This window comes from Escherichia sp. E.sYA108 (genome assembly GCF_011754335.1).
In the GTDB taxonomy this organism is placed as follows: domain Bacteria; phylum Pseudomonadota; class Gammaproteobacteria; order Enterobacterales; family Enterobacteriaceae; genus Escherichia; species Escherichia coli.
This window is the reverse complement of the sequence record NZ_JAAQVZ010000001.1, coordinates 1,294,678-1,314,390: the sequence shown is the minus strand read 5'-3', so window position 1 is coordinate 1,314,390 and position 19,713 is coordinate 1,294,678. Positions and strand designations below refer to the sequence as shown.

The 19,713-nt window shown below is 51.3% G+C and carries 16 protein-coding genes and 2 rRNA genes; 9 read left to right on the top strand and 9 right to left on the bottom strand.

Annotation, left to right across the window (positions count from 1 at the left end):
• Positions 1–16: 16 nt before the first annotated feature.
• Positions 17–592 (bottom strand): RNA polymerase sigma factor RpoE, encoded by a 576-nt coding sequence (gene rpoE / locus HBM92_RS06330; protein WP_001295364.1) that lies wholly within the window; start codon positions 590–592, stop codon positions 17–19.
• Positions 589–744, bottom strand: a complete 156-nt coding sequence (gene rseD / locus HBM92_RS06325) for a rpoE leader peptide RseD (protein WP_001303621.1) — start codon at positions 742–744, stop codon at positions 589–591. Before rseD ends, rpoE begins: the two co-directional genes overlap by 4 nt.
• A gap of 255 nt (positions 745–999) precedes the next feature.
• On the opposite strand from rseD, the gene nadB reads away from it, so the two are divergent.
• Entirely contained in the window at positions 1,000–2,622 is a 1,623-nt protein-coding gene (nadB, locus tag HBM92_RS06320) for an L-aspartate oxidase (RefSeq protein ID WP_001094473.1), read from the top strand.
• Here nadB and trmN read toward each other — a convergent pair.
• Entirely contained in the window at positions 2,607–3,344 is a 738-nt protein-coding gene (gene trmN / locus HBM92_RS06315) for a tRNA(1)(Val) (adenine(37)-N(6))-methyltransferase TrmN (protein ID WP_001443086.1), read from the bottom strand. The genes nadB and trmN overlap by 16 nt on opposite strands.
• A gap of 131 nt (positions 3,345–3,475) precedes the next feature.
• Between trmN and srmB the strand changes: the two genes are divergently transcribed.
• Positions 3,476–4,810 carry an ATP-dependent RNA helicase SrmB gene (gene srmB / locus HBM92_RS06310; protein ID WP_000219193.1) on the top strand — a complete coding sequence of 445 codons (1,335 nt, stop codon included), beginning with the start codon at positions 3,476–3,478 and terminating at the stop codon, positions 4,808–4,810.
• Between the two features lie 32 nt (positions 4,811–4,842).
• Here srmB and HBM92_RS06305 read toward each other — a convergent pair whose 3' ends face one another.
• Entirely contained in the window at positions 4,843–5,724 is an 882-nt protein-coding gene (locus HBM92_RS06305; protein ID WP_001298616.1) for a LysR family transcriptional regulator, read from the bottom strand.
• 102 nt (positions 5,725–5,826) lie between these two features.
• Between HBM92_RS06305 and eamB the strand changes: the two genes are divergently transcribed.
• A complete protein-coding gene (eamB, locus tag HBM92_RS06300) occupies positions 5,827–6,414 on the top strand; it encodes a cysteine/O-acetylserine transporter (protein WP_000189209.1) in 588 nt (195 codons plus the stop codon).
• A 55-nt stretch (positions 6,415–6,469) separates the two neighbouring features.
• Here the strand turns inward: eamB and grcA are convergent, their stop codons facing one another.
• Positions 6,470–6,853: an autonomous glycyl radical cofactor GrcA gene (gene grcA / locus HBM92_RS06295; RefSeq protein WP_000627804.1), complete on the bottom strand. Its 384-nt coding sequence runs from the start codon at positions 6,851–6,853 to the stop codon at positions 6,470–6,472.
• A 304-nt stretch (positions 6,854–7,157) separates the two neighbouring features.
• Here grcA and ung point away from each other — a divergent pair, with 304 nt between their 5' ends.
• The gene (gene ung / locus HBM92_RS06290; protein WP_001262723.1) at positions 7,158–7,847 is read left to right on the top strand and encodes a uracil-DNA glycosylase; all 690 of its coding nucleotides are present in this window, start codon (positions 7,158–7,160) and stop codon (positions 7,845–7,847) included.
• A 47-nt stretch (positions 7,848–7,894) separates the two neighbouring features.
• On the opposite strand, the gene HBM92_RS06285 is transcribed toward ung, so the two are convergent.
• Entirely contained in the window at positions 7,895–8,932 is a 1,038-nt protein-coding gene (locus HBM92_RS06285) for a tRNA/rRNA methyltransferase (protein WP_000997423.1), read from the bottom strand.
• A gap of 206 nt (positions 8,933–9,138) precedes the next feature.
• Here HBM92_RS06285 and trxC point away from each other — a divergent pair, with 206 nt between their 5' ends.
• From trxC to HBM92_RS06260, 5 genes are all read left to right on the top strand, one after another.
• Positions 9,139–9,558, top strand: coding sequence for a thioredoxin TrxC (trxC, locus tag HBM92_RS06280; protein ID WP_001098726.1), 420 nt, complete (start codon positions 9,139–9,141; stop codon positions 9,556–9,558).
• Between the two features lie 68 nt (positions 9,559–9,626).
• Positions 9,627–10,325 carry a tRNA-uridine aminocarboxypropyltransferase gene (tapT, locus tag HBM92_RS06275; protein ID WP_001298618.1) on the top strand — a complete coding sequence of 233 codons (699 nt, stop codon included), beginning with the start codon at positions 9,627–9,629 and terminating at the stop codon, positions 10,323–10,325.
• Between the two features lie 31 nt (positions 10,326–10,356).
• Entirely contained in the window at positions 10,357–13,017 is a 2,661-nt protein-coding gene (gene patZ / locus HBM92_RS06270) for a peptidyl-lysine N-acetyltransferase PatZ (RefSeq protein WP_000083021.1), read from the top strand.
• A 113-nt stretch (positions 13,018–13,130) separates the two neighbouring features.
• On the top strand, positions 13,131–14,486 hold the full coding sequence (pssA, locus tag HBM92_RS06265; RefSeq protein ID WP_001305244.1) for a CDP-diacylglycerol--serine O-phosphatidyltransferase: 1,356 nt from the start codon (positions 13,131–13,133) through the stop codon (positions 14,484–14,486).
• A 45-nt stretch (positions 14,487–14,531) separates the two neighbouring features.
• A complete protein-coding gene (locus HBM92_RS06260; protein WP_001370843.1) occupies positions 14,532–14,855 on the top strand; it encodes a YfiM family lipoprotein in 324 nt (107 codons plus the stop codon).
• Here the strand turns inward: HBM92_RS06260 and kgtP are convergent.
• The 3 genes from kgtP to HBM92_RS06245 all read right to left on the bottom strand — a co-directional run bounded on the left by kgtP (position 14,852) and on the right by HBM92_RS06245 (position 19,588).
• Positions 14,852–16,150 carry an alpha-ketoglutarate permease gene (gene kgtP, locus HBM92_RS06255; RefSeq protein ID WP_001443088.1) on the bottom strand — a complete coding sequence of 433 codons (1,299 nt, stop codon included), beginning with the start codon at positions 16,148–16,150 and terminating at the stop codon, positions 14,852–14,854. The two genes, HBM92_RS06260 and kgtP, sit on opposite strands and share 4 nt — an antisense overlap.
• Before the next feature lie 323 nt (positions 16,151–16,473).
• Positions 16,474–16,589, bottom strand: a 5S ribosomal RNA gene (gene rrf, locus HBM92_RS06250).
• 95 nt (positions 16,590–16,684) lie between these two features.
• Positions 16,685–19,588 (bottom strand): 23S ribosomal RNA (locus tag HBM92_RS06245).
• Positions 19,589–19,713: the final 125 nt, after the last annotated feature.

Here is a 19,713-nt window from a genome sequence, read left to right as displayed (position 1 = left end):
CAGTATCCCGCTATCGTCAACGCCTGATAAGCGGTTGAACTTTGTTATCAATAGCTTCCCTCGCTCGGAAGATACGTGAACGCACCGTACCTACCGGACAATCCATGATAGCGGCTATCTCTTCATAGCTCAGGCCATCCAGCTCCCGCAAGGTTATTGCCATGCGTAAATCTTCCGGGAGGGACTCAATAGTTCGGAAAACTATCTGTCTCAGTTCTTCTGACAACATTAAGTTCTCAGGGTTCGAAATTTCTTTCAACGCGCCGCCACTTTCGAAGTTTTCAGCTTCAATGGCATCCACATCACTGGAAGGTGGACGACGCCCCTGAGCAACCAGGTAATTTTTCGCTGTATTTACAGCAATCCGATACAGCCATGTATAAAAAGCGCTATCTCCCCGGAACGAATCCAGCGCACGATAGGCTTTAATAAAAGCTTCTTGTACCACATCGGGAACATCACCCGACGGCACATAGCGGGAAACCAGACTCGCCACTTTATGCTGATAGCGCACTACCAGTAAGTTAAAGGCTTTCTGATCTCCCTTCTGGACCCGTTCAACCAGGACCTGGTCCGTTAACTGCTCGCTCATCCGAGGTAAAGTCTCCCCAAACCAAATTTCCACGCGCTATCGAAACGCCACTCCATTAGCTGCAATTTGAGCAAGCAAAGGGTTAGAGTGTCTCGTTTTTGTAAAGTTCCGTAACGCATCTGTTTTTGTTTGTCATGCTGTAGACGGATCATTATCTATCATTATAAGTCTACAGAATCTGAACATCGCATTATCTGTGTAGAAATGCCCATTTAACTGCCTGAAGAGTAACCCAACGGCCTTTTTATTTCACCACCTAATCCTCCACCAGCCAGTAACTTCTCGTTTTCTCGCCGCCCTGAGGCAGCGTGTTTAGTCACTGTAACAAATATTAAAATAGCAGGTGTTTATTCGCACAACATGATGTTATGCTGACCAAACCGTGTTTAGTAAATTAAACAAAGAAAATGAATACTCTCCCTGAACATTCATGTGACGTGTTGATTATCGGTAGCGGCGCAGCCGGACTTTCACTGGCGCTGCGCCTGGCTGACCAGCATCAGGTCATCGTTCTAAGTAAAGGCCCGGTAACGGAAGGTTCAACATTTTATGCCCAGGGCGGTATTGCCGCCGTGTTTGATGAAACTGACAGCATTGACTCGCATGTGGAAGACACATTGATTGCCGGGGCTGGTATTTGCGATCGCCATGCAGTTGAATTTGTCGCCAGTAATGCACGATCCTGTGTGCAATGGCTAATCGACCAGGGGGTGTTGTTTGATACCCACATTCAGCCGAATGGCGAAGAAAGCTACCATCTGACTCGTGAAGGTGGACATAGTCACCGTCGTATTCTTCATGCCGCCGACGCCACCGGTAGAGAAGTAGAAACCACGCTGGTGGGCAAGGCGCAGAACCATCCGAATATTCGCGTGCTGGAGCGCAGCAACGCGGTTGATCTGATTGTTTCTGACAAAATTGGCCTGCCGGGCACGCGACGGGTTGTTGGCGCGTGGGTATGGAACCGAAATAAAGAAACGGTTGAAACCTGCCACGCAAAAGCAGTGGTACTGGCAACCGGCGGTGCTTCAAAAGTTTATCAGTACACCACCAATCCGGATATTTCTTCTGGCGATGGCATTGCTATGGCGTGGCGCGCAGGCTGCCGGATTGCCAATCTCGAATTTAATCAGTTCCACCCTACCGCGCTGTATCACCCACAGGCACGCAATTTCCTGTTAACGGAAGCACTGCGCGGCGAAGGCGCTTATCTCAAGCGCCCGGATGGCACGCGTTTTATGCCCGATTTTGATGAGCGCGGCGAACTGGCCCCGCGCGATATTGTCGCCCGCGCCATTGACCATGAAATGAAACGCCTCGGCGCAGATTGTATGTTCCTTGATATTAGCCATAAGCCCGCCGATTTTATTCGCCAGCATTTCCCGATGATTTATGAAAAATTGCTCGGGCTGGGGATAGATCTCACGAAAAAACCCGTGCCGATTGTGCCTGCTGCACATTATACCTGCGGTGGTGTAATGGTTGATGATCATGGGCGTACGGACGTCGAGGGTTTGTATGCCATTGGCGAAGTGAGTTATACCGGCTTACACGGCGCTAACCGCATGGCCTCGAATTCATTGCTGGAGTGTCTGGTCTATGGCTGGTCGGCGGCAGAAGATATCAGCAGACGTATACCTTATGCCCACGGCGTCAGTACGTTACCGCCGTGGGATGAAAGCCGCGTTGAGAACCCTGACGAACGGGTAGTAATTCAGCATAACTGGCACGAGCTACGTCTGTTTATGTGGGATTACGTTGGCATTGTGCGCACAACGAAGCGCCTGGAACGCGCCCTGCGGCGGATAACCATGCTCCAACAAGAAATAGACGAATATTACGCCCATTTCCGCGTCTCAAATAATTTGCTGGAGCTGCGTAATCTGGTACAGGTTGCCGAGTTGATTGTTCGCTGTGCGATGATGCGCAAGGAGAGCCGTGGCCTGCATTTCACGCTGGATTATCCGGAACTGCTCACGCATTCCGGTCCATCGATCCTTTCTGCCGGCAATCATTACATAAACAGATAAAAAGCCTGGGTCAGCGCCGTATACGCTTCGGAATAGTTCTGGTCTGGCCCACGAATGACTAAGCGATCGCTAAAGCATTCTCCCGCCTGCGGGGAGAATGCCAGCAGCACCCGATGCGGCAGTCGCGCTTCGTTTTCCGCCACATCCGTCCGCAAACGTAAATGCCAGCCCATACTTAATGCCAGTTCAGTAAAACCATTACCAATCTGCTCTGGCAGCACCACGCAGAAAAATCCCTCTTCGGTAATGCACTCCGCCGCACAAGTCAGCAACGATGGGTGATCAAGCGTAGTGGTATAGCGAGCCTGTTCCCGTTGAGGTGTCGCGCACTCTACTCCCTGCTGATAGTAAGGTGGGTTGCTGATGATTAAATCGAAGCGTACTGTCTGCAGTGTGATCCACTGCAGAATATCCGCCGTATGGACGTTAATCCGCTCTGCCCACGGGGACTGGTTGATATTTTCCTGCGCTTGCGCGGCAGCTTCACTTTCCAGTTCAACTGCATCAATCATCACGCTGTCATCTGTTCGCTGCGCCAGCATTAATGCCAACAACCCGCTACCCGCGCCGATATCAAGGCAACGTTTTACCCCAGCCACAGGTGCCCATGCGCCCAGCAAAATGCCATCCGTTCCCACTTTCATCGCACAGCGATCGTGAGCAACAAAAAACTGTTTAAAAGTAAATCCATTACGACGAAACACGGATGTAGACTGTGACATGAAAATAAAACCTTGCAGGAAAAACGGCGATAGCACCGGGTGAGAACAATACCCGAGAAGCGATATCCATACAAACAGATGAAGATTGCAGCCGTAACGTCTATAATCAGCGCCCCACACAGAGGTAGAACATGACTGTAACGACTTTTTCCGAACTTGAACTCGACGAAAGCCTGCTGGAAGCCCTCCAGGATAAAGGTTTCACTCGCCCGACCGCCATTCAGGCTGCCGCCATTCCGCCTGCGCTCGATGGCCGTGATGTACTCGGTTCTGCGCCGACAGGCACCGGTAAAACGGCGGCGTATCTGCTGCCAGCGTTGCAGCACCTGCTCGATTTCCCACGTAAGAAATCCGGTCCGCCGCGTATTTTGATCCTCACCCCGACTCGCGAACTGGCGATGCAGGTGGCCGATCATGCCCGCGAACTGGCGAAACATACGCATCTGGATATTGCCACCATCACCGGCGGCGTGGCCTATATGAACCACGCAGAAGTGTTCAGCGAAAACCAGGACATTGTGGTCGCCACGACCGGACGTCTGCTGCAATACATAAAAGAAGAGAACTTCGATTGCCGCGCGGTTGAAACGCTGATCCTCGACGAAGCAGACCGTATGCTGGATATGGGCTTCGCCCAGGATATCGAACATATTGCTGGCGAAACGCGCTGGCGTAAACAGACCCTGCTCTTTTCGGCAACGCTGGAAGGCGATGCGATTCAGGACTTTGCCGAGCGTCTGTTGGAAGATCCGGTGGAAGTTTCTGCCAATCCGTCTACCCGTGAGCGCAAAAAAATTCATCAGTGGTATTACCGCGCCGATGATCTTGAGCATAAAACCGCGTTGCTGGTGCATCTGTTAAAACAGCCGGAAGCGACCCGCTCAATTGTGTTTGTGCGTAAGCGTGAGCGTGTGCATGAGCTGGCAAACTGGCTGCGCGAAGCAGGCATCAACAACTGCTATCTCGAAGGTGAGATGGTACAAGGCAAGCGTAACGAAGCGATTAAACGCTTGACCGAAGGCCGCGTAAACGTACTGGTTGCTACCGATGTTGCCGCGCGCGGTATCGACATTCCTGACGTCAGCCACGTCTTTAACTTCGATATGCCGCGCAGTGGCGATACTTATTTGCACCGTATCGGACGTACCGCGCGCGCCGGTCGTAAAGGCACCGCGATTTCGCTGGTGGAAGCCCATGACCATCTGCTGCTGGGCAAAGTTGGTCGCTATATTGAAGAACCAATTAAAGCTCGCGTAATTGACGAGTTACGCCCGAAAACGCGTGCGCCAAGCGAGAAGCAGACCGGCAAGCCATCGAAGAAAGTACTGGCAAAACGCGCCGAGAAGAAAAAAGCTAAAGAGAAAGAGAAGCCGCGGGTGAAAAAACGCCATCGCGACACCAAAAATATTGGTAAGCGCCGTAAACCAAGCGGAACGGGCGTGCCACCGCAAACGACAGAAGAGTAATCTCAATGCCGGGTTTAAGCCCGGCATTGTTTTTATCCCGGCAAAAAACACTCTTCAACACACTGAATAAAAGTGTGCATCGCCGGGCTAACCGCTTTTCCGGCATGGTGAGCGCACATTGCCGTAATGGTCTGCGACTGTTCGCCAAAAGGCAATTCAATTAATTCTCCGCACTCCAACTCTTTTACCACCGCAAAACGCGGCAGGTAACTGACTCCGATATTTGCCGCGACACAACGCTTGATGCTTTCGATACTTATAAGCTCAATGGTGTTTTCCACCGTGATCCGCCGCTGGCGCAGCGTGCTCTCAAATATCTGCCGGAAGACACATTGTGGTTCGTTGATAATAAAGCTACAGGCGTTATGTCTTCCCGGCTCAGTAAAATCGACATCTGCAATTTGCGGTGAAGCCACCAGCGCCAGCGGTTGTTCACCCAACTCTCGTCGGTTCAGAGCATCATCATTCCCTACGCGATAAAAAACCCCGACATCGGCCTCATCATTCAGTAGCGCATCACGGATCACGTAACAGTTCAGCGACTGCAACGATAAACGCACTTTTGGAGCGCGTTGCCGAAAACGCTGCAACACCTGCGGCATTCGATAAGAGAGCAACGTTTCGCCTGAAATAACGCGTAGTTCCCCGTCCGGATCCGACTCTTTTTTCGCAGCCTCACGAAGCGTATCCATCACTCGGGTAAGTTCATAGATGTGCGGCAGCAGCTTTTTTCCTTCGCGGGTAAGGCACATTCGTCGACCAATTTTCTCAAACAATTGTACCGAGAACTCCTGCTCAAGCTGCTGAATATGAAAAGTCACCGTCGATTGTGTGCAGCACAATTTTTGCGAAGCTCGCAAAAAGGAACCCTCTTCCACCACGGTTTTAAGTGTAATAAAACGGCGCAGATCCATAACCCCAAACCTATCGAAAATATCGAATTTAGAATGTAAAAACATTCATTTTTTTAAATGTTCCGTGTCGGGTACTGTCTACCAAAACAGAGGAGATAACAAGTGACACCGACCCTTTTAAGTGCTTTTTGGACTTACACCCTGATTACCGCCATGACGCCAGGACCGAACAATATTCTCGCCCTTAGCTCTGCTACGTCGCATGGATTTCGTCAAAGTACCCGTGTGCTGGCAGGGATGAGTCTGGGATTTTTGATTGTGATGTTACTGTGTGCGGGCATTTCATTTTCACTGGCAGTGATTGACCCGGCAGCGGTACACCTTTTGAGTTGGGCGGGGGCGGCATATATTGTCTGGCTGGCGTGGAAAATCGCCACCAGCCCAACAAAGGAAGACGGACTTCAGACAAAACCAATCAGTTTTTGGGCCAGCTTTGCTTTGCAGTTTGTGAACGTCAAAATCATTTTGTACGGTGTTACGGCACTGTCGACGTTTGTTCTGCCGCAAACACAGGCGCTAAGCTGGGTAGTTGGCGTCAGCGTTTTGCTGGCGATGATTGGGACGTTTGGCAATGTGTGCTGGGCGCTGGCGGGGCATCTGTTTCAGCGATTGTTTCGCCAGTATGGTCGCCAGTTAAATATCGTGCTTGCCCTGTTGCTGGTCTATTGCGCGGTACGCATTTTCTATTAACGAAAAAAAGCGGAAGAGGTCGCCCTCTTCCGCTTAGTAACTTGCTACTTAAGCCTTACAGGCTTTCAGTAAAGGTACGAGCGATAACGTCGCGCTGCTGTTCCGGAGTCAGAGAGTTAAAGCGAACTGCATAACCGGATACACGGATGGTCAGCTGCGGATATTTTTCCGGATGCTTAACTGCATCTTCCAGCGTTTCACGACGCAGAACGTTAACATTCAGGTGTTGACCACCTTCAACGCGAACTTCTGGTTTCACTTCTACTGGAACTTCACGGTATTCAATGTCACCCAGTTTGCTTACTGCAACCACTTCGTCTTCTGCAAAACCTGCTTTCGCAACGATGCAACGCGCTTCGCCTTTTTCGCTGTCCAGCAACCAGAAAGAGTTCAGCAGATCGTCGTTAGCGGCTTTAGTAATCTGGATACCTGTAATCATGTGATGCCTCCCCGGCAAAATTATTTGATTTGTTCAGCCTGTCGCGGCCAATTGGTAAAACCATTGTTGCTTGAGTGTATATATACTCCTCAAACACCCTTGATTCTTTGATTTAAATCAATAAAAACCATATATCAAGTGTGGTCACAAATGGATTTTATTGTTTTACATCAACTTATGCAGATGTGAAATTTTACCAATTTACATTTTTTTGCATGTCTTTTTGTCTATAAAATGAGCATGATTTTGTTCTGTAGAAAGAAGCAGTTAAGCTAGGCGGATTAAAGATTCGCAGGAGAGCGAGATGGCTAACGAATTAACCTGGCATGATGTGCTGGCTGAAGAGAAGCAGCAACCCTATTTTCTTAATACCCTTCAGACCGTCGCCAGCGAGCGGCAGTCCGGCGTCACTATCTATCCACCACAAAAAGATGTCTTTAACGCGTTCCGCTTTACGGAGTTGGGTGACGTTAAAGTGGTGATTCTCGGTCAGGATCCTTATCACGGACCAGGACAGGCGCATGGTCTGGCATTTTCCGTTCGCCCCGGCATTGCGACACCACCGTCACTGCTGAATATGTATAAAGAGCTGGAAAATACTATTCCCGGTTTCACCCGCCCTAATCATGGTTACCTTGAAAGCTGGGCGCGTCAGGGTGTTCTGCTGCTCAATACTGTCTTGACGGTTCGCGCTGGTCAGGCGCATTCCCACGCCAGCCTCGGCTGGGAGACGTTTACTGATAAAGTCATCAGCCTCATAAATCAGCATCGCGAAGGCGTGGTGTTTTTGTTGTGGGGATCACATGCGCAAAAGAAAGGGGCGATTATAGATAAGCAACGCCATCATGTACTGAAAGCACCGCATCCGTCGCCGCTTTCGGCGCATCGTGGATTCTTTGGCTGCAACCATTTTGTGCTGGCAAATCAGTGGCTGGAACAACGTGGCGAGACGCCGATTGACTGGATGCCAGTATTACCGGCAGAGAGTGAGTAAATTTGCGGGAAAATGCCGGATGGCAGAGTTGCCATCCGGCTGATTTATCAGGCTTTATTCTGACGCCACCATTCGCCAAGAAGAACGCCGGTTGCGACAGAGATATTCAGCCCGGCAACGTTGCCAGTACCATCAATCTTCACGCGCAGATCGTTCGGATCGCGTGCGGCATCCGGTAACCCTTCATATTCCTGACCCAGCACCAGTACCATTTTCGCTGGCAGACTGGTTTTGAACAGCGGTTTACCCTGCTCGCTGGAAGTTGTCACTACGGTGTAACCCGCCTGACGGAAATCATCCAGCACGTTAACAATGTTGTCGCCAGTAATCGGCTGAACGTGCTCTGCGCCGCCTTCTGCGGTACGGATAGCCGCCCCAGACTCCAGCAGTGCTGCATCCTGCACCACAACACCTTTCACGCCGAAGTGCGCACAGCTACGCATCATGCCGCCCAGGTTATGCGGGTTAGATTCGTTTTCCAGGGCCAGTACACAATCCTGCGCGCCTGCCTGGCTTACCCACTGCTGCACGGTTGTACCGTTACGCTTTTTGATCAGGAAGCAAACGCCGCCGTGATGTTCCGTGCCTGACGCTTTTGTCAGTTCCGCTTCATCCACCACATGGTACGCTTTGCGGTTTGCCGCCATCCAGCGCAAGGCTCCTTTAAAACGTGGCGTTACGCTCTGGATAAACCAGGCGCGAACAATCGCTTCCGGACGGCTCTGGAACAGTGCCTGACAGGCGTTTTCGCCGTAGACGCGGGTTTCTTCCGCACGCTGACGACGCAAAACTTCCGGATCAATAAAACTTTTACCACTGATGCCACCGTGATCGGCCTTTTCCGGCGTCTCATCACCCGGCGCGCGGGAAACCGTGCGCCACGGCGAATCTTCCCACTTGCGGTCACGGTGCTGACTCTGTTTGTCATCGCGGGCGGGGCGACGGCCACCGTCAGTACGAGATTTTCCTGGACGCCCGCCCCCTTTCCCGGTACGCGGGTTGTGGGTACGTTTATCAGAATCATCATCACTGCGGACATACATCACTTTGACCTTGCCGCTTTTACCTTTCATTTCATCGTTCATGCTTTTCTCCACCAGCGCTGCGCGAAGCGCGCAGATTACCCGAAGTCCGCGCGGTTCGCCATGATTTCGTTCCAAAGCCTGTGTCTATCATACCCATTGAATAAAACAGATTGTTGTCTGGAACAATGTCCCCGATAATATGTAACATATTAGAAACATACCGGCGTCGTTGCCGATAAGTCTCCTTACTCATCCCGAGGTTAGTTATGAATACCGTTTGTACCCATTGTCAGGCCATCAATCGCATTCCCGACGATCGGATCGAAGATGCGGCAAAATGCGGACGCTGCGGTCACGACTTGTTTGACGGAGAGGTGATTAATGCGACCGGTGAAACGCTCGACAAATTGCTGAAAGATGATCTACCTGTGGTGATCGACTTCTGGGCACCGTGGTGCGGCCCCTGCCGTAATTTCGCACCAATTTTTGAAGATGTCGCGCAAGAGCGTAGCGGTAAAGTGCGCTTTGTGAAAGTGAATACCGAAGCTGAACGTGAATTGAGCAGCCGCTTTGGTATTCGCAGTATTCCGACGATCATGATTTTCAAAAATGGTCAGGTTGTCGACATGCTTAATGGCGCAGTGCCGAAAGCGCCGTTCGATAGCTGGCTGAATGAATCTCTTTAATCTTACCGGGGCGCATCTTGTGCCCCGTTTTCTCCTCTGCGACAATGGCGTTTTTTCGACGCTCCCTTATGACCGAAAACGCTGTTCTCCAGTTACGCGCCGAGCGTATTGCGCGTGCAACACGTCCTTTTCTTGCCCGCGGTAATCGCGTTCGTCGCTGCCAACGCTGTCTTTTGCCAGAGAAATTATGTCTCTGTTCGACAATTACCCCAGCACAAGCAAAAAGTCGCTTCTGTTTGCTGATGTTCGACACCGAGCCAATGAAGCCCAGTAATACCGGGCGTCTGATTGCTGATATTTTGCCTGATACCGTTGCGTTTCAATGGTCGCGTACCGAACCCTCGCAAGATTTGCTGGATCTGGTGCAAAACCCGGACTATCAGCCAATGGTGGTCTTTCCCGCTTCGTATGCTGATGAGCAACGGGAAGTGATCTTCACACCACCTGCCGGTAAGCCTCCGCTATTTATCATGCTCGATGGTACCTGGCCAGAAGCTCGCAAGATGTTTCGTAAAAGTCCGTATCTGGATAATCTTCCCGTCATTTCCGTCGATCTTTCTCGGCTTTCTGCCTATCGCCTGCGTGAAGCCCAGGCTGAAGGCCAATATTGTACTGCCGAGGTAGCCATCGCACTGTTAGATATGGCCGGCGATACCAGGGCGGCGACAGGGTTAGGCGAGCATTTTACCCGCTTTAAAACACGCTATCTGGCAGGAAAAACGCAACATCCGGGAAGCATCACAGCAGAACAGTTAGAAAGCGTTTAAAATCATTCGGTCACTTCTGCGGGAGACCGGTATGAGTCAGCGAGGACTGGAAGCACTACTGCGACCAAAATCGATTGCGGTAATTGGCGCATCGATGAAACCCAATCGCGCAGGTTACCTGATGATGCGTAACCTGCTGGCGGGAGGCTTTAACGGACCGGTACTCCCGGTGACGCCAGCCTGGAAAGCGGTGTTGGGTGTGTTGGCCTGGCCGGGTATTGCCCGCTTGCCCTTTACACCCGACCTTGCGGTTTTATGTACCAATGCCAGCCGTAATCTTGCTCTTCTGGAAGAGCTCGGCGAGAAAGGCTGTAAAACCTGCATTATTCTTTCCGCCCCGGCATCGCAACACGAAGATCTCCGCGCCTGCGCCCTGCGCCATAACATGCGCCTGCTAGGACCAAACAGTCTGGGCTTACTGGCTCCCTGGCAAGGTCTGAATGCCAGCTTTTCACCTGTGCCGATTAAACGCGGCAAGCTGGCGTTTATTTCGCAATCGGCTGCTGTCTCCAACACCATCCTCGACTGGGCGCAACAGCGTGAGATGGGCTTTTCCTACTTTATTGCGCTCGGCGACAGCCTGGATATCGACGTTGATGAATTGCTCGACTATTTGGCGCGCGACAGTAAAACCAGCGCCATCCTGCTCTATCTCGAACAATTAAGTGATGCGCGACGTTTTGTTTCGGCGGCCCGTAGCGCCTCACGTAATAAACCGATTCTGGTGATTAAAAGCGGACGTAGCCCGGCGGCTCAACGTCTGTTGAACACCACGGCAGGAATGGATCCGGCGTGGGATGCAGCTATTCAGCGTGCCGGTTTGTTGCGGGTACAGGACACCCACGAACTGTTTTCGGCGGTGGAAACCCTTAGCCATATGCGCCCGCTGCGTGGCGACCGGTTGATGATTATCAGCAACGGTGCTGCGCCTGCCGCGCTGGCGCTGGATGCCTTATGGTCACGCAATGGCAAGCTGGCAACGCTAAGCGAAGAAACCTGCCAGAAACTGCGCGATGCACTGCCAGGGCATGTGGCAATCTCTAACCCGCTCGATCTGCGCGATGACGCCAGCAGCGAGCATTATGTCAAAACGCTGGACATTCTGCTCCACAGCCAGGATTTTGATGCGCTGATGGTTATTCATTCGCCCAGCGCCGCTGCTCCCGCAACAGAAAGCGCGCAAGTATTAATTGAAGCGGTAAAGCATCATCCCCGCAGCAAATATGTCTCTTTGCTGACGAACTGGTGCGGCGAGCACTCCTCGCAAGAGGCACGACGTTTATTCAGCGAAGCCGGGCTGCCGACCTACCGTACTCCGGAAGGAACCATCACTGCTTTTATGCATATGGTCGAGTACCGGCGTAATCAGAAGCAACTACGCGAAACGCCGGCGTTGCCCAGCAATCTGACTTCCAATACCGCAGAAGCGCATCTTCTGTTGCAACATGCGATTGCCGAAGGGGCTACGTCGCTCGATACCCATGAAGTTCAGCCCATCCTGCAAGCGTATGGTATGAATACTCTCCCTACCTGGATTGCCAGTGATAGCACCGAAGCGGTACATATTGCCAAACAGATTGGCTATCCGGTGGCACTGAAATTGCGCTCGCCGGATATTCCACATAAATCGGAAGTTCAGGGCGTCATGCTCTACCTACGTACAGCCAATGAAGTCCAGCAAGCGGCAAACGCTATTTTCGATCGCGTAAAAATGGCCTGGCCGCAGGCGCGGGTCCACGGCCTGTTGGTGCAAAGTATGGCTAACCGTGCTGGCGCTCAGGAGTTGCGGGTTGTGGTTGAGCACGATCCGGTTTTCGGGCCGTTAATCATGCTGGGTGAAGGCGGTGTGGAGTGGCGTCCTGAAGATCAAGCCGTCGTCGCACTGCCGCCGCTGAACATGAACCTGGCCCGCTATCTGGTTATTCAGGGGATCAAAAGTAAAAAGATTCGTGCACGCAGTGCGCTACGCCCATTGGATGTTGCAGGCTTGAGCCAGCTTCTGGTGCAGGTTTCCAACTTGATTGTCGATTGCCCGGAAATTCAGCGTCTGGATATTCATCCTTTGCTGGCTTCTGGCAGTGAATTTACCGCGCTGGATGTCACGCTGGATATCGCGCCGTTTGAAGGTGATAACGAGAGCCGGCTGGCTGTGCGCCCTTATCCGCATCAGCTGGAAGAATGGGTAGAATTGAAAAACGGTGAACGCTGCTTGTTCCGCCCGATTTTGCCAGAAGATGAGCCACAGCTTCAGCAATTCATTTCGCGAGTCACCAAAGAAGATCTTTATTACCGCTACTTTAGCGAGATCAACGAATTTACCCATGAAGATTTAGCCAACATGACGCAGATCGACTACGATCGGGAAATGGCATTTGTAGCGGTACGACGAATTGATCAAACGGAAGAGATCCTCGGCGTCACACGTGCGATCTCCGACCCTGATAACATCGATGCCGAATTTGCCGTGCTGGTTCGCTCGGATCTCAAAGGGTTAGGCTTAGGTCGACGCTTAATGGAAAAGTTGATTACCTATACGCGAGATCACGGACTACAACGTCTGAATGGTATTACGATGCCAAACAATCGTGGCATGGTGGCGCTGGCCCGCAAGCTCGGGTTTAACGTTGATATCCAGCTCGAAGAGGGGATCGTTGGGCTTACGCTAAATCTTGCCCAGCGCGAGGAATCATGAGTAAGGTACTGGAAATGTTGACCACTTAATCGGGACTGGTGTTATTATTGCCCGCTTATGTCGTCTGCATTGCACAGAGGACCCTTCAATGAACAGAGAAGAAATGCACTGTGATGTTGTCAAAATTTAAGCGTAATAAACATCAACAACACCTTGCCCAACTACCCAAGATTTCTCAATCAGTTGATGATGTCGATTTCTTTTACGCTCCCGCCGACTTCCGGGAGACGCTGCTGGAAAAAATAGCCAGCGCGAAGCAGCGCATTTGCATTGTCGCCCTGTATCTCGAACAGGATGACGGTGGCAAAGGCATTCTGAACGCGTTGTATGAGGCTAAAAGGCAGCGTCCGGAACTGGATGTGCGGGTGCTGGTCGACTGGCATCGTGCACAACGTGGACGCATTGGCGCTGCGGCATCTAACACTAACGCTGACTGGTACTGCCGCATGGCGCAGGAAAATCCGGGCGTAGATGTTCCGGTTTATGGCGTTCCAATCAATACCCGTGAAGCCCTTGGTGTTCTGCACTTTAAAGGCTTTATCATCGACGATAGCGTACTTTATAGCGGTGCCAGCCTGAACGATGTTTACCTGCATCAGCACGATAAATATCGCTACGACCGTTATCATCTGATCCGTAACCGTAAGATGTCAGACATTATGTTTGAATGGGTTACACAGAATATTATGAATGGCCGCGGCGTTAATCGTCTGGATGATGTTAATCGGCCAAAAAGCCCGGAAATCAAGAACGATATTCGTCTGTTCCGCCAGGAGCTGCGTGATGCCGCTTATCATTTCCAGGGCGATGCCGACAACGATCAGCTTTCCGTAACGCCGCTAGTGGGGCTGGGGAAATCGAGTCTGTTGAACAAGACTATTTTCCATCTTATGCCTTGTGCCGAGCAGAAACTAACCATCTGCACACCTTACTTCAACCTACCAGCAATCCTTGTGCGCAATATTATCCAGTTGCTGCGCGAAGGGAAAAAGGTCGAAATTATTGTTGGTGATAAAACCGCGAATGACTTCTACATTCCGGAAGATGAACCTTTCAAGATAATTGGCGCATTGCCTTATCTCTATGAGATCAATCTGCGTCGTTTCCTGAGTCGTTTACAGTATTACGTCAACACTGACCAGTTAGTAGTTCGGTTATGGAAAGATGACGACAACACCTATCACCTGAAAGGGATGTGGGTTGATGATAAGTGGATGTTGATCACCGGTAATAACCTGAACCCGCGCGCCTGGCGTCTGGATCTGGAAAACGCCATTTTGATCCACGATCCGCAACTGGAGCTTGCGCCACAGCGAGAGAAAGAACTGGATCTGATCCGCGAGCATACCACCATCGTTAAGCACTACCGCGATCTGCAAAGTATTGCCGATTATCCGGTGAAGGTTCGTAAACTCATCCGCCGTTTGCGCCGTATCCGCATCGACCGATTAATTAGCCGCATCCTGTAATCACAACCCCGTCCTGTACGGGGTTTGTTTTTTGGAGGCCACGTTTTGCGTATTCTTTTTGTCTGTTCGCTATTGTTACTTTCTGGATGCAGCCATATGGCTAACGATAGCTGGAGCGGGCAGGATAAAGCTCAACACTTTATCGCCTCGGCGATGCTTTCCGCCGCCGGAAATGAATATTCACAGCATCAGGGGATGAGCCGGGATCGCAGTGCCATGTTTGGATTGATGTTCTCTGTCAGTCTGGGGGCGTCAAAAGAGCTTTGGGATAGCCGCCCTGAGGGGAGCGGCTGGAGCTGGAAGGATTTTGCCTGGGATATCGCCGGTGCAAGCACCGGCTATACCGTCTGGCAACTGACCCGTCACTAAAGCCGCATCCCTTTTCCTTTACGGTGCAATGTTAGTGAAACCAGAAACGCCACCACGGCCATCAAGGTCACATACCAGAAGAAGGCTGTTTCCATTCCTATTGATTTCAGCGACAACGCTACGTACTCCGCCGACCCACCAAATATAGCATTGGCGACCGCATATGACAGACCAACGCCTAATGCGCGAACCTGTGCCGGGAACATCTCAGCCTTCAGTATTCCACTGATTGAAGTATAAAAACTCACTATCAGCAGGGCGCACATCACCAGACCAAAAGCGGCATAAGGCGAGGAAACGTTCTGCAATGCTGAGAGAATAGGAACGGTAAAAATGGTTGCCAGAGAACCGAAACATAACATTGAGGTACGGCGACCAATCTTATCCGACAGCGCGCCAATAAGTGGTTGAATAAGCATGAATACAAACAATGCGGCAGTCATAATGCCACTCGCCACGTTGGCATGCATTCCCGCAGTATTTACCAGATACTTCTGCATATAAGTGGTGAAGGTATAGAAACAAAGGGAGCCCGCAGCGGTAAAACCGAGAACCATGATGAATGCACGGCGATTGCGCCATAATCCTTTCAGAGATCCAGCTTCTTTTAAAGCGCGTGTTTCTTGTTGTGAAGTTTCATCTAACTGACGACGTAACCACAACGCCACAACAGCTAACACAGCCCCTAACGCGAAAGGAATACGCCATCCCCACTCTCTGAGTACAGCGTCTTCCATGGTGTGTTGTAAAACCACGACAACCAGTAGAGCTAGCAGTTGCCCGCCGATCAACGTCACATACTGAAATGATGCGTAAAAACCTTTGCGCCCTTCAACGGCAACTTCACTCATATAGGTGGCGCTGGTGCCATATTCTCCGCCAACGGATAATCCCTGGAATAAACGCGCGAGAAGCAATAATGCCGGAGCCCAGGTACCGATTGTTTCGTAGCCTGGCAAACAGGCGATAACCAGTGAGCCGAAACACATCATACACACCGATAACAGCATCGATTTTTTGCGACCATGTTTATCGGCTATGCGGCCAAACAGCCAACCGCCTATTGGGCGCATCAGAAATCCTGCAGCAAAAACACCTGCTGTTTGCAGTAGTTGAGTCGTCGTGTTCCCGGAAGGGAAGAAGATGTGGGCGAAGTAGAGTGAACAGAACGAGTAGACATAGAAATCGAACCACTCGACCAGATTACCTGAAGAGGCCCCAACAATTGCCCAAATGCGGCGACGAGTATCACTACTTGTCAGTTTGCTGTCTGCCGTTACAGTACTTTCAGCCATGCCATTATGTCTCCTGCCGTAATCCAATGCTTTTGTCGGTCGCTTTTGTTTATTTTTTGGTAAGAAAAATGTTATACATTTGTTGCATATCATTATGCAACCTTAACCATGAATTTAGTTAGCAGGAAAATGGTTATTAAGGAGCTTAAGGATAGATTTCTGGTAAGGAGGAAGTATGGAAGTGGGCAATTTGGGGAAGACGTATTCGCTGTTGAATCTGGCTTATGTGGGAGTATAAGACGCGCCAGCGTCGCATCCGGCATTTATTCCGCACCAACGCAAAAAAGCCCAGTCTTCCGACTGGGCCTTTCGCTTAATTTGATGCCTGGCAGTTCCCTACTCTCGCATGGGGAGACCCCACACTACCATCGGCGCTACGGCGTTTCACTTCTGAGTTCGGCATGGGGTCAGGTGGGACCACCGCGCTAAGGCCGCCAGGCAAATTCTGTTTCATTAACCCGCTTGTCGCCGGTTAATCTAATCTGTATCAGGCTGAAAATCTTCTCTCATCCGCCAAAACATCTTCGGCGTTGTAAGGTTAAGCCTCACGGTTCATTAGTACCGGTTAGCTCAACGCATCGCTGCGCTTACACACCCGGCCTATCAACGTCGTCGTCTTCAACGTTCCTTCAGGACCCTCAAGGAGTCAGGGAGAACTCATCTCGGGGCAAGTTTCGTGCTTAGATGCTTTCAGCACTTATCTCTTCCGCATTTAGCTACCGGGCAGTGCCATTGGCATGACAACCCGAACACCAGTGATGCGTCCACTCCGGTCCTCTCGTACTAGGAGCAGCCCCCCTCAGTTCTCCAGCGCCCACGGCAGATAGGGACCGAACTGTCTCACGACGTTCTAAACCCAGCTCGCGTACCACTTTAAATGGCGAACAGCCATACCCTTGGGACCTACTTCAGCCCCAGGATGTGATGAGCCGACATCGAGGTGCCAAACACCGCCGTCGATATGAACTCTTGGGCGGTATCAGCCTGTTATCCCCGGAGTACCTTTTATCCGTTGAGCGATGGCCCTTCCATTCAGAACCACCGGATCACTATGACCTGCTTTCGCACCTGCTCGCGCCGTCACGCTCGCAGTCAAGCTGGCTTATGCCATTGCACTAACCTCCTGATGTCCGACCAGGATTAGCCAACCTTCGTGCTCCTCCGTTACTCTTTAGGAGGAGACCGCCCCAGTCAAACTACCCACCAGACACTGTCCGCAACCCGGATTACGGGCCAACGTTAGAACATCAAACATTAAAGGGTGGTATTTCAAGGTCGGCTCCATGCAGACTGGCGTCCACACTTCAAAGCCTCCCACCTATCCTACACATCAAGGCTCAATGTTCAGTGTCAAGCTATAGTAAAGGTTCACGGGGTCTTTCCGTCTTGCCGCGGGTACACTGCATCTTCACAGCGAGTTCAATTTCACTGAGTCTCGGGTGGAGACAGCCTGGCCATCATTACGCCATTCGTGCAGGTCGGAACTTACCCGACAAGGAATTTCGCTACCTTAGGACCGTTATAGTTACGGCCGCCGTTTACCGGGGCTTCGATCAAGAGCTTCGCGTTACCGCTAACCCCATCAATTAACCTTCCGGCACCGGGCAGGCGTCACACCGTATACGTCCACTTTCGTGTTTGCACAGTGCTGTGTTTTTAATAAACAGTTGCAGCCAGCTGGTATCTTCGACTGATTTCAGCTCCACGAGCAAGTCGCTTCACCTACATATCAGCGTGCCTTCTCCCGAAGTTACGGCACCATTTTGCCTAGTTCCTTCACCCGAGTTCTCTCAAGCGCCTTGGTATTCTCTACCTGACCACCTGTGTCGGTTTTGGGTACGATTTGATGTTACCTGATGCTTAGAGGCTTTTCCTGGAAGCAGGGCATTTGTCGCTTCAGCACCGTAGTGCCTCGTCATCACGCCTCAGCCTTGGTTTTCCGGATTTGCCTGGAAAACCAGCCTACACGCTTAAACCGGGACAACCGTCGCCCGGCCAACATAGCCTTCTCCGTCCCCCCTTCGCAGTAACACCAAGTACAGGAATATTAACCTGTTTCCCATCGACTACGCCTTTCGGCCTCGCCTTAGGGGTCGACTCACCCTGCCCCGATTAACGTTGGACAGGAACCCTTGGTCTTCCGGCGAGCGGGCTTTTCACCCGCTTTATCGTTACTTATGTCAGCATTCGCACTTCTGATACCTCCAGCAACCCTCACAGGCCACCTTCACAGGCTTACAGAACGCTCCCCTACCCAACAACACATAGTGTCGCTGCCGCAGCTTCGGTGCATGGTTTAGCCCCGTTACATCTTCCGCGCAGGCCGACTCGACCAGTGAGCTATTACGCTTTCTTTAAATGATGGCTGCTTCTAAGCCAACATCCTGGCTGTCTGGGCCTTCCCACATCGTTTCCCACTTAACCATGACTTTGGGACCTTAGCTGGCGGTCTGGGTTGTTTCCCTCTTCACGACGGACGTTAGCACCCGCCGTGTGTCTCCCGTGATAACATTCTCCGGTATTCGCAGTTTGCATCGGGTTGGTAAGTCGGGATGACCCCCTTGCCGAAACAGTGCTCTACCCCCGGAGATGAATTCACGAGGCGCTACCTAAATAGCTTTCGGGGAGAACCAGCTATCTCCCGGTTTGATTGGCCTTTCACCCCCAGCCACAAGTCATCCGCTAATTTTTCAACATTAGTCGGTTCGGTCCTCCAGTTAGTGTTACCCAACCTTCAACCTGCCCATGGCTAGATCACCGGGTTTCGGGTCTATACCCTGCAACTTAACGCCCAGTTAAGACTCGGTTTCCCTTCGGCTCCCCTATTCGGTTAACCTTGCTACAGAATATAAGTCGCTGACCCATTATACAAAAGGTACGCAGTCACCCCATTAAGAGGCTCCCACTGCTTGTACGTACACGGTTTCAGGTTCTTTTTCACTCCCCTCGCCGGGGTTCTTTTCGCCTTTCCCTCACGGTACTGGTTCACTATCGGTCAGTCAGGAGTATTTAGCCTTGGAGGATGGTCCCCCCATATTCAGACAGGATACCACGTGTCCCGCCCTACTCATCGAGCTCACAATATGTGCATTTTTGTGTACGGGGCTGTCACCCTGTATCGCACGCCTTTCCAGACGCTTCCACTAACACACACACTGATTCAGGCTCTGGGCTCCTCCCCGTTCGCTCGCCGCTACTGGGGGAATCTCGGTTGATTTCTTTTCCTCGGGGTACTTAGATGTTTCAGTTCCCCCGGTTCGCCTCATTAACCTATGGATTCAGTTAATGATAGTGTGTCGAAACACACTGGGTTTCCCCATTCGGAAATCGCCGGTTATAACGGTTCATATCACCTCACCGACGCTTATCGCAGATTAGCACGTCCTTCATCGCCTCTGACTGCCAGGGCATCCACCGTGTACGCTTAGTCGCTTAACCTCACAACCCGAAGATGTTTCTTGCGATTCATCATCGTGTTGCGAAAATTTGAGAGACTCACGAACAACTCTCGTTGTTCAGTGTTTCAATTTTCAGCTTGATCCAGATTTTTAAAGAGCAAATAT

What these genes read in the sequence shown, in the direction of transcription:
- rpoE (WP_001295364.1), bottom strand. Translation starts at nt 592, where the DNA reads ATGAGCGAGCAGTTAACGGACCAGGTCCTGGTTGAACGGGTCCAGAAG.
- rseD (WP_001303621.1), bottom strand. Translation starts at nt 744, where the DNA reads ATGATCCGTCTACAGCATGACAAACAAAAACAGATGCGTTACGGAACT.
- nadB (WP_001094473.1), top strand. Translation starts at nt 1,000, where the DNA reads ATGAATACTCTCCCTGAACATTCATGTGACGTGTTGATTATCGGTAGC.
- trmN (WP_001443086.1), bottom strand. Translation starts at nt 3,344, where the DNA reads ATGTCACAGTCTACATCCGTGTTTCGTCGTAATGGATTTACTTTTAAA.
- srmB (WP_000219193.1), top strand. Translation starts at nt 3,476, where the DNA reads ATGACTGTAACGACTTTTTCCGAACTTGAACTCGACGAAAGCCTGCTG.
- HBM92_RS06305 (WP_001298616.1), bottom strand. Translation starts at nt 5,724, where the DNA reads ATGGATCTGCGCCGTTTTATTACACTTAAAACCGTGGTGGAAGAGGGT.
- grcA (WP_000627804.1), bottom strand. Translation starts at nt 6,853, where the DNA reads ATGATTACAGGTATCCAGATTACTAAAGCCGCTAACGACGATCTGCTG.
- ung (WP_001262723.1), top strand. Translation starts at nt 7,158, where the DNA reads ATGGCTAACGAATTAACCTGGCATGATGTGCTGGCTGAAGAGAAGCAG.
- HBM92_RS06285 (WP_000997423.1), bottom strand. Translation starts at nt 8,932, where the DNA reads ATGAACGATGAAATGAAAGGTAAAAGCGGCAAGGTCAAAGTGATGTAT.
- trxC (WP_001098726.1), top strand. Translation starts at nt 9,139, where the DNA reads ATGAATACCGTTTGTACCCATTGTCAGGCCATCAATCGCATTCCCGAC.
- tapT (WP_001298618.1), top strand. Translation starts at nt 9,627, where the DNA reads ATGACCGAAAACGCTGTTCTCCAGTTACGCGCCGAGCGTATTGCGCGT.
- patZ (WP_000083021.1), top strand. Translation starts at nt 10,357, where the DNA reads ATGAGTCAGCGAGGACTGGAAGCACTACTGCGACCAAAATCGATTGCG.
- pssA (WP_001305244.1), top strand. Translation starts at nt 13,131, where the DNA reads ATGTTGTCAAAATTTAAGCGTAATAAACATCAACAACACCTTGCCCAA.
- kgtP (WP_001443088.1), bottom strand. Translation starts at nt 16,150, where the DNA reads ATGGCTGAAAGTACTGTAACGGCAGACAGCAAACTGACAAGTAGTGAT.